Raw genomic sequence first — 17,381 nt, 5'->3', positions numbered from 1 at the left:
CGCTCCGCATCAGGCCTTGACGGGCGGTTCCCGGCCAATCGCCACCGCGCGGGCAAAGACGCGCGCGAACATGTCCGGCGTCAGCCGCCCGGTATTCTGATTGTAGCGCGAGCAGTGATAGCTGTCGATCAACACCTGCCCGCCCGGCAGCCGGTGTTCGGCCAGATGGCCGAAGCGGAAATCGGCCTGCCGCCCGCCACAGGTGCGGACCAGCTGCTGATGCGCGATCTGGCCGAGCGCGACCAGCACCCTGACCTGCGGCAGCGCCGCCAGCTGGCGCGCGAGGAATGGGCGGCAGGCATTGGCCTCGGCCGGGGTCGGCTTGTTTTCCGGCGGCAGGCATTTGACCGCGTTCAGGATCACCGCCCCGTCGAGCACCAGCCCGTCATCGGGCCGGGCATCGTAGCGCCCGCGGGCGAGCCCGAAATCGATGAGCGTTTCATACAGCAGATCGCCGGCGAAATCGCCGGTGAACGGTCGGCCGGTGCGGTTGGCGCCATGCTTGCCGGGCGCCAGCCCGATGATCGCCAGCCACGCCCCCGGATCGCCAAAGGCCGGCACCGGCGCGTTCCACCAGCCCGGATGCTCGGCGCGGAGCGCATCCCTGAACGCGGCCAGCCGCGGGCACAGCGGACAGTCGACCGGCGCCTCAAGCTGCGGCCATGGGCTGATCGCCGGGGCCGGCGATGCGGGCGTCAGAGAGTTTTCAGGGCTTATCATGGCGGTCGCCCCGCGATAGGCGCAGCGGCATGACAGGGGCAAGCCCGCACACCAGCTATGCCGTCGCGATCGGCTCCAACCGCCGCCATCACCGGCACGGGCTGCCGGCGGGCGTCGTGCGTGCAGCGGCGCAGGCGCTGGCGGCACTCGGCACGATCCGGGCGGTCGCGCCGGTGCGCGCCACCCCGGCGCTCGGCCCGGCGGGGCGCGGCTTTGCCAATGGCGCGGTGCTGATCGACAGCCCGCTCGCCCCGCCCGCCCTGCTCGCCGCGCTCAAGCGCATCGAACGCGGCTTTGGCCGGCGTGGCGGACGGCGCTGGGGGCCGCGCGTCCTTGATCTCGACATCATCCTGTGGTCGGGCGGCGGCTGGGCGGAACCGGGGCTGGTTATCCCGCACCCCGATTACCGGATCCGCGATTTCGTGCTCGGCCCGCTTGCCGCCATCGCGCCGGGCTGGCGCGATCCGCTGTCGGGGCTGACGGTGCGCCAGCTTCGCCACCGCCAACGGCGGCCGCAGCCATGCCCAGCCGTTCCACCGGTTGACCGGGGCCGGTCATCCTTCTAAGGGGGCCGGCCTATGCCCGATCGGGGGCCCTTAGCTCAGTCGGTAGAGCAACTGACTTTTAATCAGTAGGTCGCTGGTTCGAATCCAGCAGGGCTCACCATTTCCGCCGGTGCCAGCCGGCGGTCGCCTGCCCCGGTCGCGGTCATCTGCATACAATCCGCACCACCCCCCGCCGAAGCCGGACAGTCGTTCGTCGATCCGGGTTGCGGTTTGCAACGGGCTGGTTGCATCCGTTCCGGATACATTTAGGCTGGCGGCATTTCGATCCCAGCGGATGCCCGATCCATGACCGATGCGCCGATCCTTGCATCCCCGTTCCAGCCCGCGCACGGCCCGGCGCTGCCCAACCGGCTGGTCAAGGCGGCGATGACCGAGGGGCTGGCCGAAGGCGGACGCCCCGGCGCGGCGCTGAACCAGCTTTACCGGCTGTGGGGCGCAAGCGGCGTCGGCCTGCAGATCACCGGCAATGTCCAGATCGACGCTGCCCATCTCGAACGGCCGGGCAATGTCGTGATCGACCGCCCCCCGATGCCGATATGGCCGCGCGGCTGGCCGACTGGGCGATGGCGGCGAAAAGCGGCGGCGGCCGGGTGTGGATGCAGATCAACCATCCGGGGCGGCAGACGCCGATCCACGTCAATCCGCGCCCCAAGGCCCCGTCCGCCGTTCCGGTCGCACTGCCGGGCAAGCGGTTCGGCGCGCCGGTTCCGCTTGATGAGGCCGAGATCGCGGCGCTGATCGCGGGCTTTGCGACAGCCGCGCACGCCGCCGCCGATGCGGGGTTTGACGGCGTGCAAATCCATGCCGCCCATGGCTATCTGTTGTCGCAATTCCTGTCGCCGCGCGCCAACCGGCGCACCGATCAATATGGCGGGTCGCTGGAAAACCGGGCGCGGATGCTGATCGCGACCGTCCGTGCGGTGCGCGCGGCGCTCCCGGGCGGCCAGACGGTGTCGGTCAAGCTCAACTCGGCGGATTTCCAGAAGGACGGCTTTGCGTTCGAGGATTCGCTGCGCGTCGCCGCATGGCTGGCCGATGAGGGGGTGGACCTGCTCGAAATCTCCGGCGGCTCCTATGAACAGCCGCGCATGATGGCGCTTGACGGGCTGGAGCGGCCGGTCGAGCCGATCGCCGGCTCGACCCGTGCGCGCGAGGCCTATTTCCTCGATTTCGCGCGCGCGATGCGCAGCGGCCGCACCCCGCCGCTGATGGTGACCGGCGGGTTCCGCACGGCGGCGGCGATGGCGGGCGCGCTGGCGGACGGCATCGCGCTGATCGGCATCGGCCGCCCGATGTGCGCCGATCCGCTCGGCCCGGCCCGGCTGCTGGCGGGCAGCGACGAAATGCTGGCGCGGATCGAGGACCGGCTGCGCATCGGGCCGGGCATTTTCGGCCCGGCATCGCCGTTGCGGATGGTGAAGGCGCTGAACGGCTTTGCCGTCATGTCGTGGTATTATCAGCAGATCAGACGGATGGGCGCGGGCCAGATGCCCGATGCCGACCAGTCGGTCCTCGGCGCGCTGATCGCGGAACAGCGCACCGACCGGGCGTTAATCGGCCGCTGATCGGCCCGAAACCCCGATCCACAGCCAGGCCAGCCCGTGCTGCCCGGCCAGCCGCGCGCGATAGGCCGCCACCGGCAGCGGCTGCGCGCTGTGCAGCGCGATCAGTGCGGCAAACCGCCCCGGCCCGATGCGCCAGCAGCGCAGATCGACCACCTCAGTCGCCTCATCCTCCACCGCCGCCCGCAGGCGCGCGGCCAGCCCCGGATCGGCGGTTGCGTCAACGAGCACCAGCCCGGTCGTCCGCATCAGCCCCAGCGCCCAATGCGCGATGACGAGTGCACCCGCGATCCCGGCCGCCGCATCGAGCCAGCGCCAGCCCAGATACAGCCCGGCCAGCAGCGCCGCGATCGCCAGCACCGATGTCAGCGCATCGGCCAGCACGTGGAAATAGGCGGAGCGCAGATTATGGTCATGATGATGGCCGTGCGCGCCATGGTGATGGTCATGGCCATGGTCATGGTCGTGCGGATGGTCATGGTCATGCGCCAGCAGCAGCGCGCTCGCCAGATTGACGGCCAGCCCCAGCCCCGCGACCCACAGTGCCTCGCCATAGGCAATCGCCCCCGGCGCGAACAGCCGGTCGACCGATTCCGCCGCAATCCCGATGGCGAACACGCCCAGCATCAATGCGCTGGCAAAGCCCGCCAGATCGCCGACCTTGCCGGTCCCGAACACGAAACGCGGATCGGCGGCATGGCGGCGCGCATAGCGATAGGCAAAGGCGGCAAGGCCCAGCGCACCGACATGGGTTGCCATATGGATGCCGTCGGCCAGCAGCGCCATCGACCCCGTGGCCAGCCCGGCCGCAATCTCGACCAGCATGGTGATCGCAGCGAGCGCGACCACCCACAGCGTCCGGCGTTCATGGACCTGATGGCCCGCGCCAAGCGCCGCCACCGGGCCGTGATCCGTTCCGGCGCTCACGACAGGTCGATCCCGTCCAGCACGGCGCGCACGCGGGGGCCAGTTCGGGTGCGCAGATCAGCAGATCGGGCAGCAGCGTCTCCGCGCCGTTATAGATGCACGGGCCGCCATCGGCGCGCGTCGCCACCATGCCGGCGGCCCGCGCGACCGCGACCGGCGCGGCATTGTCCCATTGATGCTGGCCGCCGGTGTGGAAATAGATGTCGCCCTCGCCCATCAGCACCGCCATCGCCTTTGCGCCCGCCGATCCCATAGGCACCATGTCGGCGTCCAGCGCCTCGGCCAGCCGGGTGGCGGCCTCTGGCGGGCGCGAACGGCTGACCAGCAGGCGCGGGCGCGCCGGGCGCGTCACCGGCGGCGGCGGCGCATCCGAACGGAACACCAGCCCGCGCGCCGGCAGCGCGACCGCGCCGACCGTCGCCACACCGTCCACCGCCAGCGCGACATGCACGGCCCAATCATCGCGGCCCTCGGCATATTCGCGCGTGCCGTCGAGCGGATCGATGATCCACACCCGCGCCTTGCCCAGCCGGTCAAGACTGTCGGTCGTCTCTTCCGACAGCACACCGTCCTCGGGCCGCGCCTCGGCCAGCGCCTTCATCAGCAGCACATTGACCGCCTGATCGCCGGCATCGCCCAGCGCGCGCCCGGAAACAAGGCCGGTGTCGCGCAGCGTCAGCGCAAGGCGGCCGGCCGCGCCGGCCAGCCGCGCGGCCAGCTCGGCATCGGTCATTGCTCGACCGGGCCGGTGCTGGTCGCGTCGGGGGTGCGCTGGCGCAGCCGGGCAAACTCCACCACCTGTTTGCCGACCAGATCGAGCTGCCCGGCCGCCGCCTCGTCATGGCAGGCACCGTCGCGGAACATGCCCGACACGCTGCGAATGCCCGCCCCCAAAGGCGTCGGCCAGCCGCGCAGCGCATGGACGATGGCGCGCAGCGTGGCGAGCGTCGATCCGGTCGCCTGCCAGCCATAGGCGGTGGCGATCAGCCCGACCGGCAGCCCGTCCAGATAGACGCGCGCATCGCGGGCGGTTTCCTCGATATAATCGATCGCATTCTTGACCAGGCCGGAAATCGACCCGTGATAGCCCGGGCTGGCCAGGATCAGGCCATGCGCGCCGCGCACCGCCTCGACCAGCCGGCGGCCTTCGGCCGACTGCGCGACCGCGCCGGGCGCATAATGGGGAAGCGCGGCCAGCGTCGGGCCATCGAACAATGTCACCGTCGCGCCTTCGGCCTCGGCGGCGGCAAGCGCGAGGCGGAGCGCCTGTTCGGTCGACGACCCCGGCTGGGTGGTGCCCCCGATCCCGACAATCGACAATTCCCGGCTCACCCGCACCCTCCCGCTTGCATCGCGGGGCCAGCCCCCGCACAGACTCGTGGATGACCCAAAAGCATATCCGTCCCCGCCGGTCGATGCTCTATGTGCCCGGCGACAAGCCCCGCGCGCTCGAAAAGGCGCGGACCCTGCCGGTCGATGGCGTGATCTTCGATCTTGAGGACGCGGTCGCGCCCGAGGCCAAGGACGCCGCCCGCGCCGGCATCGCCGCAGCACTGGCGGGCGACTGGGGCGGGCGCGAACTGATCCTGCGCGTGAGCGCCGCCGATTGCGCGGCCGATTTCGACCTGGCCGACCGGCTGGCGCTTGACGGCGTGCTGCTGCCCAAGGTGGAGGACGCGGCGACCGTGCTGGCGGCGGCGGGCCGAACGCGGCATCCGATCTGGTCGATGATCGAAACGCCGCTCGGCGTGCTGCGCGCAGCCGGGATTGCGGGTGCGGGCGACCGGCTGGCCGGGTTCGTCGTCGGCACCAACGATCTGGTCAAGGATCTGCGCGCCCGCCATGTGCCGGACCGGACGCCGATCCTGACCGCCCTGTCGCTGATCCTGCTCGCCGCGCGCGCGCACGGGCTGGCCGCGATCGACGGTGTGCATCTGGGGCTGGACGACATGGCCGGGCTGGAGGCTGCCTGCCGACAGGGCCGCGACATGGGATTTGACGGCAAGACGCTGGTTCATCCCGCCGGGATCGACATCGCCAACCGCATCTTTGGTCCCGACGCGCAAGAGGTCGCACAGGCGCGGCGGATCATCGCCGCCTGGGCCGAGGCGCGCGCCGCCGGCAAGGGCGTCGCCCGGATCGACGGCCAGATGGTCGAACAGCTGCATGTCGACCAGGCGGAAGCGCTGGTCGCGCTGGCCGAGGCGGTCGCAGCCGCCGCCTGAGTGAGGCCAGGCGGCGGCGGGCGTCAGCAGGCCGGAATCAGCCTTGCGCCTCGACCCGGACGAGCAGCGTCCCCTCGCTCACCTGCGCCCCCGCCTCGGCGCGCAGCTCGGCGACATGGCCGTCGAACGGCGCGGTCAGCGTATGCTCCATCTTCATCGCCTCGAGCGTGACGAGCTTCTGCCCCTTGGCGACGCGCGCGCCCTCGGCCACGTCGACGGCGATGATGCGGCCGGGCATCGGCGACAGGATCGCCCCGTCGCCGCCGCCGCCCGCCGCACCGCCCGCCGCGCGCCACGGCGCGACCGCCCAGCTCTGCCCCGCCTCGCTGAGCACCAGCGCCTCGCGGTCGGCACCCGGCGCTTCGAGCCGGCCGGTGCCGGCGGCGGTGCCTTCAGCGGCGACCAGGTGCAGCGCACCGTCGACCGACAGGGCAACCCGGCGCTCGGCCGCGCGGTTGAGGCGGAAACCTGCGAGCGGCCGGGCCGCGAACATCGCCGCCGCCTCGGCAAGCGCAGCCTCCGACGGCAGCGCATCGGGCATCAGCGCCTCGCCCGCCCGCGCGATCAGCCCGGTATCGAGCGTGCCCGCCATGAAATCGGGATGGGCGAGCGCCTTGACCAGAAAGCCCGCATTGGCCCTGACCGGCCAGACCACCGTGTCGGCCAGCGCCTCGGCCAGCGCGGCGCGCGCCGCTTCCCGGTCCTCGCCCCAGGCGATCAGCTTGGCGATCATCGGATCATAATAAGGGGTGACCTCGCCACCCTCCTCGACCCCGGTGTCGATGCGGACATCCTCGCCCAGTTCAAACGCCTCCAGCCGGCCGATCGACGGCAGGAAGCCCTTGGCCGGATCCTCGGCGTAAAGCCGCGCTTCCATCGCCCAGCCGGTGATCGACAGCTCGTCCTGCGCCAGCGGCAGCCGCTCGCCCGCAGCGACGCGCAGCTGCCATTCGACCAGATCGACGCCGGTAATCTCCTCGGTCACCGGATGCTCGACCTGGAGCCTGGTGTTCATTTCCATGAACCAGATCCGGTCGGCGCGCAGCCCTTCGGAGGCGTCGGCGATGAACTCGATCGTTCCCGCGCCCTCATAATCGACCGCGCGCGCCGCGCGCACGGCGGCGGCGCACACCGCCTCGCGCGTTGCCGCGTCCATGCCGGGCGCTGGCGCTTCCTCGATCACCTTCTGATGGCGGCGCTGCAGCGAACAGTCGCGTTCGAACAGATGGACGACCTCGCCATGGCTGTCGCCGAACACCTGCACCTCGATATGCCGGGGGGCGAGGATGTATTTCTCGATCAGCACCCGGTCGTCGCCAAAGCTCGCCGCCGCCTCGCGCTTGCAGCTGGCGAGCGCGTCGGCAAACTCCGCCGCGCTGTCGACGCGGCGCATGCCCTTGCCGCCGCCGCCGGCCACCGCCTTGATCAGCACGGGCCAGCCGATCGCCGCCGCCTCCGCCGCCAGCCGGTCGGGCGACTGGTCCTCGCCCAGATAGCCGGGGGTGACGGGCACGCCGGCCTCGGCCATCAGCTTTTTCGCCGCATCCTTCAGCCCCATCGCCCGGATCGCGTGCGGCTTCGGCCCCACCCAGATCAGCCCGGCATCGATGACCGCCTGCGCGAAATCGGCATTTTCCGACAGAAAACCATAGCCCGGATGGATGGCGGCTGCCCCGGTCGCGCGGGCGGCGGCGATGATCCGGTCGCCCAGCAGATAGCTTTCGCGCGCCGGCGGCGGGCCGATATGCACCGCCTCGTCCGCCTCGCGCACATGCAGCGCCCCGGCATCGGCGTCGGAATAGACGGCGATGGTGCGCACGCCCAGCCGCCGCGCGGTGCGGATGATGCGGCAGGCAATCTCGCCGCGATTGGCGATCAGAAGCGAAGGGATCATCTCGTCGGTCCTCAGAGCATTTTCGATGCCGGGTTCGTTCACCCGGCGGCCCGGAAAATGCGGCAACTCAAAAACCCGGACAGGTCACATGCGGAACACGCCGAAGCGCGGCGTGTCGCCGACCGGCGCGTTCAGGCTGGCGGCAAGCGCGAGGCCGAGCACGTCGCGCGTCTGCGCCGGATCGATCACCCCGTCGTCCCACAGCCGCGCGGTCGCGTAATAGGGATTGCCCTCATCCTCATATTTCTGGCGGATCGGCGCCTTGAACGCCTCGGCCTCTGCCGGCGTCCAGCGTTCGGCGTCGCGGTGGACGGTGGCCAGCACGCTTGCCGCCTGTTCGCCGCCCATCACGCTGATCCGCGCATTGGGCCAGCTGAACAGGAAACGCGGCGAATAGGCGCGGCCGCACATCCCGTAATTGCCCGCCCCGAAGCTGCCGCCGATCAGCACGGTCAGCTTGGGCACGCTCGCCGTGGCGACGGCGGTGACCAGCTTTGCGCCATGTTTGGCAATGCCTTCGGCCTCATATTTGCCGCCGACCATGAAGCCGGAAATATTCTGCAGGAACAACAGCGGCACCCGACGCTGACAGGCCAGTTCGATGAAATGCGCGCCCTTGACCGCGCTTTCGGAGAACAGGATGCCGTTATTGGCCAGGATCGCGACCGGCATGCCCCAGATATGGGCAAAACCGCACACCAAAGTGGTGCCGTAAAGCGGCTTGAACTCGTGAAACTCCGACCCGTCGACGATCCGCGCAATCACTTCGCGCACGTCATAGGGCGCGCGCACATCCTCGGGGATGATGCCGTAAATCCCGGCGGGATCATAAGCCGGGGGGCGCGGCGCGCGCAGGTTCAGCCCCGGATCGGCGGGCGGCGGCAGCGTCGCCACGATGTCGCGCACAATGGTCAGCGCATGATCGTCATTTTCGGCGACATGATCGACCACGCCCGACCGGCGGCCATGCAGATCGCCGCCGCCCAGATCCTCGGCCGAAATCACCTCGCCGGTCGCCGCCTTGACGAGCGGCGGGCCGCCCAGAAAGATCGTGCCCTGGTTGCGCACGATCACCGTTTCGTCCGACATCGCCGGGACATAGGCGCCGCCAGCCGTGCAGCTGCCCATCACGCAGGCGATCTGGGCAATTCCCTGCGCCGACATGTTCGCCTGGTTGAAAAAGATGCGGCCGAAATGGTCGCGGTCGGGAAACACCTCGGCCTGGTGCGGCAGATTGGCCCCGCCGGAATCGACCAGATAGATGCAGGGCAGCCGGTTCTGCTCGGCGATTTCCTGCGCGCGCAGATGCTTTTTGACGGTCAGCGGATAATAGGTGCCGCCTTTGACGGTGGCATCGTTGCACACGATCATCACCTGCCGGTCGGACACGCGGCCAATGCCGGCGATCAGCCCGGCCCCCGGCACATCCTCGCCATAGACGCCGTCGGCGGCCAGCTGGCCGATTTCCAGAAAGGGCGACCCCGGATCGAGCAGCCGCTCGACCCGCTCGCGCGGCAGCAGCTTGCCGCGCGCGACATGGCGGTCGCGCGCCGTCTCCGGCCCGCCCAGCGCCGCCTCGGCGACGCGCGCGGCCAGCGCATCGGCAAGCGCGCGGTTATGCGCTGCCCGCGCCTGAACGGCGGGGCTGTCGGGCTGGACCGCCGTCGGGATCACGGGCGCGCTCATCGCCTTTCTCCCCCGGCTGGAGCGGTCATCCCGCCCGGATTGCCCTGTTCGCCCGCCCGGAGGGGGCCGCTTGATGCCATCATGACCATCGCCCTGTGTTCGCCCGAAATGAATGCCGCCCGGCAGCCGCCAACCCCGCCCCGCCCCGGCGGACAGGGAGGCGGCGGCCCGTGCCTCAGGCCGCCCCGATCAGTTCGCGGCCGATCAGCATCCGCCGGATCTCATTGGTCCCCGCGCCGATGTCGAGCAGCTTGGCATCGCGCAGGAAGCGTTCGACCGGCCAGTCGCGCGTATAGCCGGCACCGCCCAGCGCCTGCACCGCCTCGCCGGCGACGCGGAATGCGTTTTCCGACGCCAGCAGGATCGCGCCCGCCGCATCGAACCGGGTCGTGCGCCCGGCATCGCAGGCGCGCGCGACCGCATAGACATAGGCCCGGGCCGAGTTGAGCGCGACATACATGTCGGCGACCTTGGCCTGGATCAGCTGGAACGCGCCGATCGGCTTGCCGAATTGCTGACGCTCGCGGACATAGGGAATGACGGTGTCGAGACAGGCCTGCATGATGCCAAGCTGGATGCCGGCCAGCACCGCCCGCTCATAATCCAGCCCCGACATCAGCACGCCGACGCCGCCATTTTCCGGGCCCATCACATTTTCCTCGGGCACCTCGCAGTCGGTGAACACCAGCTCCGCGGTCGGCGAGCCGCGCATGCCCATCTTGTCGATCTTCTGCCCGATGCTGAAACCGGGCATGTCCTTTTCGATGAGGAAGGTGGTGATGCCGCGCGATCCCGCCTCGGGCGCGGTCTTGGCATAGACGACCAGCGTGTCGGCATAGGCCGAGTTGGTGATCCAGAATTTGGTGCCATTGAGCACCCAGCCGCCCTGGACGCGTTCGGCGCGCAGCTTCATCGACACGACGTCGGACCCGGCCCCGGCCTCGGACATGGCAAGGCTGCCGACATGCTCGCCCGAGATCAGCTTGGGCAGATATCTGGCCTTCTGCTCGGCATTGCCCCAGCGGGCGATCTGGTTGACGCACAGATTGGAATGGGCGCCATAGGACAGGCCGATCGAACCGGACGCGCGCGCAATCTCCTCACAGGCGATCACATGCTCCAGATAGCCAAGGCCCAGCCCGCCATCGGCCTCGGCCACGGTGATGCCATGCAGGCCAAGCTCGCCCATCGCCGGCCACAGCTCGTCACGGGGGAACCAGTCCTCCGCGTCGATGCGGGCGGCGAGCGGTGCAATCCGTTCGTCGGCGAAGCGGCGCGTCGTCTCACGGATCATCTCGGCATTTTCGCCAAGCGCGAAATCAAACTCGGGCGTTGCGACAGTCATTTATCGGGTTCCTGCTCTCTCCAGCAGCCGCCGTGCCTGTTTCACGTGCGGCGCGTCAACCATCTTGCCGCCGACCTTCAGGACGCCGGCACCGGGATTGGCGGCAAAGGCCTCGATCACCGCCCGGGCATGGGCAATGGCCTCGGGCGCGGGGGTGAAGGCGGCGTTGATCACCGGGATCTGGGCGGGGTGGATCGCCATCATGCCCTGAAAACCGTCGCGCGCGGCGCGGGCGGCATAGGCGGCAAGCCCGTCCAGATCGCGGATATCGGGATAGACGGTCTCGACCGGCGCGACCCCGGCTGCAGCGGCCGCGAACAAAGTGAGCGCGCGCGCCACCTCATAAGGCGGCGTATAGCTGCCATCGGCCTCGCGCGCCGACACCGCACCGATCGCGGCGGGCAGATCCTCCGCCCCCAGGTCAGCCCGGCCAGATCGGCGGCGGCCTGTTCATATTCGCCAAGCCGGAACAGCGCGCGCGGCGTCTCGGTCACGATCGGCAGGATCGGCAGGCCGGGGGCGGCGGCGGCCAGCGCCGCGATGCTCGCCGCGCCTTCGGCCTTGGGCAGCACCAGCCCGTCCGGCCCGGCGGGCAGCACGGCTGCCAGATCAGCGGCATGATCGGCGGTGCCGAGCGGATTGACGCGCACGAACAGGCGCGGTCCTTCCCTGCCCGCGCGGGCAAGGAACGCGGCGATCGCCGCCCGCGCCTCCGGCCGGGCATCGGGGGCGACCGAATCCTCAAGGTCGAGGATCAGCGCATCGGCGCCGAGGCCGAGCGCCTTGTCCATCCGCTCCGGCCGGTCGCCCGGCACGAACAGCCAGCTCTTCATGCCGGCCGCCGCCGGACAAGCGCCATGCGCAGGCAGCGGCAGACCAGCTGGTCGCGCTGGTTGAACATCCGGTGTTCGAAGGTGACGATCCCGGCATCGGGGCGCGATCCGCTGGCACGCAGTTCGGCGACAGCGGTTTCGGCGCGCAGCGTGTCGCCGATGAACACCGGGGCGGGCATCACCACCTTGTCATAGCCCAGATTGGCGACGAGCGTGCCGAGCGTCGTGTCGCCGACCGACACGCCCACCATCAGCGCAAAGGTGAAGGTGCCGTTGACGAGGATCTGGCCGAACTCGCTGGCGCGCGCCGCCTCTGCATCCAGGTGCAAAGGCTGCGGATTGTGGGTGAGCGCGGACATCATCAGATTGTCCGTCTCGGTCACCGTGCGGCGGATGTCATGGGCGATGGTGTCGCCCACGGTCCAGTCGTCGAAATAGCGTCCGGGCATCGTGAATCTCTCCTGCCGGCGCGCCTCTAGAGCATTTTCCGGCCGGGTAAAATCGCGCGGCAGCCCGGAACATGCGGCAAATCGAACGTCGCGGGCAGCGCCCCTCAAAACAGCATTTCGGCCGCCGCCAGCGCGAGCAGGAAACTGACCGCGGTCGCCGCCACCACCGGCATCGATGCGCGCCAGCCTTGCTGGAGCAGCAGGTGCATCGGTGAGCGGATGCCGGTCGCGACCACGGCCAGCAGCAGCAGGATCGTCGTTGCGCGCTTGGCGATCAGCGCGACCTCGGCCGGCAAGGTGATCGCCGAGTTGAGCGCAGTCAGCCCCAGAAACGCCGCGATGAACCAGGGCACCGGGGCCCCGCCGCCCGCCCCGCCCGGTTCACGCGGCACGGCGAGGGTGACGAGCAGCAGCGTCGGCGCGAGCAGCGCCACCCGGGTCAGCTTGACGATCGCCGCCGTCTGCCCCTCGACCTCGCCCAGCGAATAGCCGGCGCCCAGCGCCTGGGCGACGTCATGGATCGACGCGCCGATCAGAAAGCCCGCCGCCTCGCGGCCCAGCCCCAGGCTGGTGGCAAGGATCGGGTAGAGCGACATGGCAAGCGCGCTCGCCGCCGAAACGGTGACCAGCACCAACGTCAGCTGCGCCTGATTGACGCGCTTTTCGCCCAGCGCGGTGGCGAGCGCCAGCGCCGCCGATGCGCCGCAGATCGCGACCGAGCCGCCCGCCAGCAGCCCGAAGGCCAGCCCGAGGCCGAGCGCGCGCGCAACCAGCGTGCCCGCCGCCATCACCAGCAGGATGATGAGCGCGATGGCGACGAAGCTCGGCCAGCCGAGATCGGCGATTTCCCATAATGTCACCTGGAAACCGACCAGCACGATCCCCCAGCGCAGCAGCGTTTTCGACGCAAAGCCCAGCCCCTCGTGCAGCCGCTGATCGGCGTTCAGAAAGTTGAAGGCGAGGCCGATCAGCAGCCCCATCAGCATCAGCGGCGCGGCATAATGATCGGCAAGCCAGGCTGCAGCAGCGCCTGCCAGCGCTGTCACACCCAGGCCCGGCAACAGCGCGAACAGGGCCGGACGCAACCGGCCCGCACCGCCGCCCGCCGGGCGCGCATCGACCTCCAGCAGGTCACCGAACAGGTCCGCCGCGGCGGGCATGGGCCGCGCTGCCGGAACGGGGCGACCAGGGGGCTGGGTGTCGGGATGATGCGCCATGGCGCTGCTCATGGCGCAAAGCCGTCCGCGCGAAAAGGGGGCGGGCGCGCTTGCGCCCGGCGGCAGGCGCGGACAGGATGCGCCGATGTCCATTCCGCCGGTCGCCCCCGCCTTCCCTCCCCGCCCTCAGCGCCATGCGCGGTGCGGGCCGATCCGCCCGCCGGGCGGGGACGGTGCTGGCGCTGGTCGCCGCGCTTGCCGCCACGGCCTGCGGCACAGCCGATGACGGCAATGACAGTGCGGAGGCGGCCCGGCCGATCGTTTTTCCGTCCAACCGGGCGGCGCAGGCGGCGGCCTGCTATGCGGCGCGGCTGGCGCGCACCGATGCCACGGGCGGCAAGCCGCTCTCGATCGACGAGGTCAGCGAGGCCGCGCATTATCTGCTGCTCGGCGCGACCGAGGCCGGGATCACCGAACCGAACCGGGCCAATGGCCTGCGCGACGAGGGGCTGGCGCTGGTCGACCGCATCCGCGCCAGCGGCCAGGCGGACAGCCTGTTGCGCCAGTGCCAGCAGGCTTTCGCCGCCACCCGCCCCGGCGCATTCGTCGCGCTGCCCGCCGACACGCCCGGCGCGCGGCAGCAATGCTATGGCCTGGGCTTTGCGATTGCGCAGATCGCCGGCAACTCGCCCGATGTGGCGCGCGATGCGCGGCTGACCGGCTATCTGAAGATGACGGCGGCGCTTGACGAGCGGGTGGCCGCCGATGCGCGGGCCAGCGGCACGACCGCGCCCGAACTGCTGCTGCAGGATGTGAAGCGCGGCCTTGCTCGCGCGCTCGAGGCGGGACCGGTGACCACCGTGCTGGACGCGTGCAGCCAGCGTTACGGCGGGACCGACGCCAGGGGCTGATCCGGCCTGATACGCCAGGCCCTGACACCGCAAACATCTCCGCGCGCCCGCCAGCCTGAGCGGGCGTAGCCGCCTGCGCGGCCGGCGCATCATCTCCGTGTGACGTTACGGCATCAGGCCATCATCTTCGCAGATGCAGCATGACCACGCACGCCCGGCGCACACCCGGCCGGGGCAACGGATCGCGCACCCATTCTGTCCGGTCGCGGCCAGATTCTGTTCCGTTCGCACCCGGATCGTCCGCCCCCCTCTATAATGACTGCGATAGGCGATCGGACAGCATTGCGGAGAACATCGGTTGGGCATGAGCAAAGGCAGGACTGCGGATTTAGCCGGAAACCCTGTTTGTTAAATTCTAGCAAACCCTATCAGCATTTCTACTTACTTAGGCCGAAACCACTCTGAAATCGCTGTCATATAGCGCCGTGACATGACCTGATGAAATCACAACCTACGTGTTTAGTTTATCCTGACTGTCGAATATCATCGGTCTTAACCAAATATTTAGTTGTTTTTCTGCGTTTTCCCACCCGGCATTACAGAAGAAAGCGGATTAGATGACCAAGACCCTCCTTCTCCTCACCGCCGCGCCGTTCGCGCTTGCGACACCCGCCCTCGCCGAAACCACCATGGCCGGCGCTGCTGCCGACGCCGTAGAGGCTTCGGAAGCTGCGGAGCCGCAGGATGCCAAGAACGCGCCGCCGGCCGAGATTTTCTCCACCGGCGTCGCCAAGGGCCGCGACCGTCTGGACAGCGCCACCTCGACCAGCTCGCTGCGCGCGACCGAGATCGAGAAGTTCGGTGCCCGTTCGCTCGCCGAAGTGTTCCGCAACATCCCCGGCATCCGCGCCGAAGCGATCGGCGAGGGCCTGGGCAGCTACACCATCCGCGGCCTGCCGCTCGCGTCCAACGGCTCGAAGTGGCTCAATTTCCAGGAAGACGGCCTTCCGGTCGTCGAGTTCGGCGACATCAACTATCTGACGCCTGACTCGCTGATGCGCTTCGACCTCAATGTCGGCCAGATCGAGACCATCCGCGGCGGTTCGGCCTCGACCTTCGCGTCCAACTCGCCGGGCGGGGTGATCAACCTCATCTCCAAGACCGGCGATGTCGAAGGCGGCGCGCTGCAGGCCTCGACCGGCATCGACTATCAGGATTACCGCGTCGACTTCTCCTATGGCGCGCGCCTCAGCGAAACCGTCCGCTTCCACGTCGGCGGCTATTACCGGGAGGGCGAAGGCCCGCGTGACAATGGCTTCACCGCCTATCGCGGCGGCCAGATCAAGTTCAACATCACCAAGGACCTGCCGACCGGCTATATCCGCCTCTACGGTAAGTATCTGAGCGACCGCACCCCGCTGTATCAGGGCGTGCCGATCGCGGTGACCGGCACCAACGAGGATCCGCGCTATTCGAACGTCGCGGGCTTCGACGCGTCGCGCGACGTGCTCCAGGGCCGCAACATCAGCAACTATGTGATCCCGAACGGCCAGAACAACCTGACCCGGTTCGACGCGCGCCAGGGCATCAACCCGACCGTCAAGTCGATCGGCCTCGAGGCGCAGTTCGACGTCGGCGACTGGACCATCACCGAGCGCTTCCGCTATTCCGACATCGGCGGCAGCGTGCAGCTGATCCTGCCGCTGCGCATCGCCCCGGCGGCGACCATCCTGGGCGCACTCAATGCGCCGGGCGGCTCGCTGCGCTACGTGAACGGCGACCGCGCCGGGCAGGTGGTGAACAATGCGGGTACGGCCACGCTCAACGGCAACGGCCTGCTCGTCAGCGGGATGCTCTACAACCCGCAGATGAAGAACATGGACAACATCACCAACGACCTGCGCGCCAGCCGCGTGTGGAAGGCCGGTGCCGGTGAGCTGACGACGACCGTTGGTCTCTACACGTCGCGCCAGTCGGTGTTCAACGACTTCCTTGGCCCGAACATCGTCACCGACGTGCGCGGCGGCGGCAACACGGCGCTGGTCGATCTGATCAACGCCGGCGGCATCGCCCAGACCCAGGGCGGTTTCTTCAACTTCAATGCGTCGGTCGCGGCAAGCTTTGATGCGGACTATCAGGTCCTCGCGCCCTATGCCTCGGTCAACTACAAGGTCGGCAAGTTCTCGTTCGGCGGCAGCGTCCGCTTCGATCGCGGCAATGTCGAGGGCCAGGCCTTTGGCTACACGATCGGCGCGACCAACATTCCGACCCGCCCCGTCGACATCAACCGTGACGGTACCATTTCGGTCGCGGAAACCCGCACCGCGGTGTTCGATTTCAACGCCCCGTCGCTGGTCGACTATAACTACAACTATGTCAGCTATTCGGGCAGCGTGAACTATCGCGCGTCGGACTCGCTCGCCGCCTTCGCGCGCTACAGCCGCGGCGGCCGTGCGGCGGCCGACCGCATCCTGCTGACCCCGAGCATCGATCCGGTCACCGGCCGGCTCGCACCGGGCTTCCGGGGCTATGACGTGGTCACCCAGACCGAGCTGGGCCTGAAGTTCCGCAAGTCGAACGTCACGCTGAACGTGACCGGCTTCCTTGCCAACACCGGCGAAGTCAACCGTCAGGTCACCTCGAACGCAGCCGGCGAAACCGTCGCCTTCCTGATCGAGCGTGACTACCGCGCTTACGGCGTGGAGTTCGAGGGTGCGGTCACCTTCGGCAACTTCAGCCTGTCGGCCGGCGCCACCTACACCAAGGCGGAAATCACCGCCGACGCCACCCAGCCGCAGTTCGTCGGCAACACCCCGCGCCGTCAGCCGAACCTGATCTTCCAGGCGACGCCGCAGTACAACACCGATCTGTTCACGGTCGGCGTCAATGTGGTCGGTCACACCGACAGCTACACCCAGGACGTCAACCAGCTGCGCCTGCCGGGCTTCACCATCGTGAGCCCCTTCCTGCAGGTGCGGCCGGCCGACCGGGTGACGGTGATGCTCAACGTCAACAATGTGTTCGACACCATGGGCATCGTCGAAATCTCGCAGGGCGCGCTGCCGGCCAACGGCGTCGTGACCGGGCGGACCATCAACCCGCGCACCGTCTCGGCCGCGGTCCGGTTCAACTTCTGAGGAACGCCGTCCCGGCCGGGGCATGACGC

At 69.2% G+C, this 17,381-nt stretch carries 14 protein-coding genes, 1 tRNA gene and 1 pseudogene; 6 read left to right on the top strand and 10 right to left on the bottom strand.

The window, feature by feature from the left end; all coding sequences use genetic code 11:
- Positions 1-9: 9 nt before the first annotated feature.
- The gene (locus GVO57_RS08730; protein WP_160592815.1) at positions 10-720 is read right to left on the bottom strand and encodes a uracil-DNA glycosylase; all 711 of its coding nucleotides are present in this window, start codon (positions 718-720) and stop codon (positions 10-12) included.
- Between the two features lie 29 nt (positions 721-749).
- Between GVO57_RS08730 and folK the strand changes: the two genes are divergently transcribed.
- The 3 genes from folK to GVO57_RS08715 all read left to right on the top strand — a co-directional run bounded on the left by folK (position 750) and on the right by GVO57_RS08715 (position 2,851).
- Entirely contained in the window at positions 750-1,286 is a 537-nt protein-coding gene (gene folK, locus GVO57_RS08725) for a 2-amino-4-hydroxy-6-hydroxymethyldihydropteridine diphosphokinase (RefSeq protein ID WP_160592814.1), read from the top strand.
- Between the two features lie 24 nt (positions 1,287-1,310).
- Positions 1,311-1,386, top strand: a tRNA-Lys gene (locus GVO57_RS08720).
- 436 nt (positions 1,387-1,822) lie between these two features.
- A complete protein-coding gene (locus tag GVO57_RS08715; RefSeq protein ID WP_160592813.1) occupies positions 1,823-2,851 on the top strand; it encodes an oxidoreductase in 1,029 nt (342 codons plus the stop codon).
- Here GVO57_RS08715 and dmeF read toward each other — a convergent pair.
- From dmeF to GVO57_RS08700, 3 genes are read right to left on the bottom strand one after another with little or no spacing between them, the layout of a single operon-like run.
- The gene (gene dmeF / locus GVO57_RS08710) at positions 2,837-3,775 is read right to left on the bottom strand and encodes a CDF family Co(II)/Ni(II) efflux transporter DmeF (RefSeq protein ID WP_160592812.1); all 939 of its coding nucleotides are present in this window, start codon (positions 3,773-3,775) and stop codon (positions 2,837-2,839) included. The genes GVO57_RS08715 and dmeF overlap by 15 nt on opposite strands.
- On the bottom strand, positions 3,714-4,508 hold the full coding sequence (locus GVO57_RS08705; RefSeq protein WP_160592811.1) for a 3'(2'),5'-bisphosphate nucleotidase CysQ: 795 nt from the start codon (positions 4,506-4,508) through the stop codon (positions 3,714-3,716). The genes dmeF and GVO57_RS08705 overlap by 62 nt, the downstream gene beginning before the upstream one ends.
- Complete coding sequence (locus GVO57_RS08700) at positions 4,505-5,113, bottom strand: NADPH-dependent FMN reductase (RefSeq protein ID WP_407695683.1); 609 nt, start codon at positions 5,111-5,113, stop codon at positions 4,505-4,507. The genes GVO57_RS08705 and GVO57_RS08700 overlap by 4 nt, the downstream gene beginning before the upstream one ends.
- Positions 5,114-5,157: 44 nt before the next feature.
- On the opposite strand from GVO57_RS08700, the gene GVO57_RS08695 reads away from it, so the two are divergent.
- Positions 5,158-6,000: an HpcH/HpaI aldolase/citrate lyase family protein gene (locus GVO57_RS08695; RefSeq protein WP_160592809.1), complete on the top strand. Its 843-nt coding sequence runs from the start codon at positions 5,158-5,160 to the stop codon at positions 5,998-6,000.
- Between the two features lie 37 nt (positions 6,001-6,037).
- Here GVO57_RS08695 and GVO57_RS08690 read toward each other — a convergent pair whose 3' ends face one another.
- The 6 genes and pseudogenes from GVO57_RS08690 to GVO57_RS08665 form a co-directional block, all read right to left on the bottom strand.
- The gene (locus GVO57_RS08690) at positions 6,038-7,894 is read right to left on the bottom strand and encodes an acetyl/propionyl/methylcrotonyl-CoA carboxylase subunit alpha (RefSeq protein ID WP_160592807.1); all 1,857 of its coding nucleotides are present in this window, start codon (positions 7,892-7,894) and stop codon (positions 6,038-6,040) included.
- 84 nt (positions 7,895-7,978) lie between these two features.
- On the bottom strand, positions 7,979-9,580 hold the full coding sequence (locus tag GVO57_RS08685) for a carboxyl transferase domain-containing protein (RefSeq protein ID WP_160592806.1): 1,602 nt from the start codon (positions 9,578-9,580) through the stop codon (positions 7,979-7,981).
- Positions 9,581-9,755: 175 nt separating this feature from the next.
- Positions 9,756-10,925, bottom strand: coding sequence for an isovaleryl-CoA dehydrogenase (locus tag GVO57_RS08680; protein WP_160592805.1), 1,170 nt, complete (start codon positions 10,923-10,925; stop codon positions 9,756-9,758).
- Positions 10,926-11,758: pseudogene (locus GVO57_RS08675) on the bottom strand (HpcH/HpaI aldolase/citrate lyase family protein).
- Positions 11,755-12,207, bottom strand: a complete 453-nt coding sequence (locus GVO57_RS08670; protein ID WP_160592804.1) for a MaoC family dehydratase — start codon at positions 12,205-12,207, stop codon at positions 11,755-11,757. Before GVO57_RS08670 ends, GVO57_RS08675 begins: the two are co-directional and overlap by 4 nt.
- A 104-nt stretch (positions 12,208-12,311) precedes the next feature.
- Positions 12,312-13,436, bottom strand: a complete 1,125-nt coding sequence (locus GVO57_RS08665) for a YeiH family protein (protein ID WP_327785505.1) — start codon at positions 13,434-13,436, stop codon at positions 12,312-12,314.
- 122 nt (positions 13,437-13,558) lie between these two features.
- On the opposite strand from GVO57_RS08665, the gene GVO57_RS08660 reads away from it, so the two are divergent.
- A complete protein-coding gene (locus GVO57_RS08660; RefSeq protein WP_160592803.1) occupies positions 13,559-14,275 on the top strand; it encodes a hypothetical protein in 717 nt (238 codons plus the stop codon).
- A 557-nt stretch (positions 14,276-14,832) separates the two neighbouring features.
- On the top strand, positions 14,833-17,352 hold the full coding sequence (locus tag GVO57_RS08655) for a TonB-dependent receptor domain-containing protein (RefSeq protein WP_160592802.1): 2,520 nt from the start codon (positions 14,833-14,835) through the stop codon (positions 17,350-17,352).
- Positions 17,353-17,381 lie beyond the last annotated feature (29 nt).

It is taken from the genome of Sphingomonas changnyeongensis (assembly GCF_009913435.1).
Lineage (GTDB): Bacteria > Pseudomonadota > Alphaproteobacteria > Sphingomonadales > Sphingomonadaceae > Sphingomonas_B > Sphingomonas_B changnyeongensis.
The sequence above is the reverse complement of the archived record's forward strand: the minus strand, read 5'-3'. Positions and strand labels throughout refer to the sequence as shown.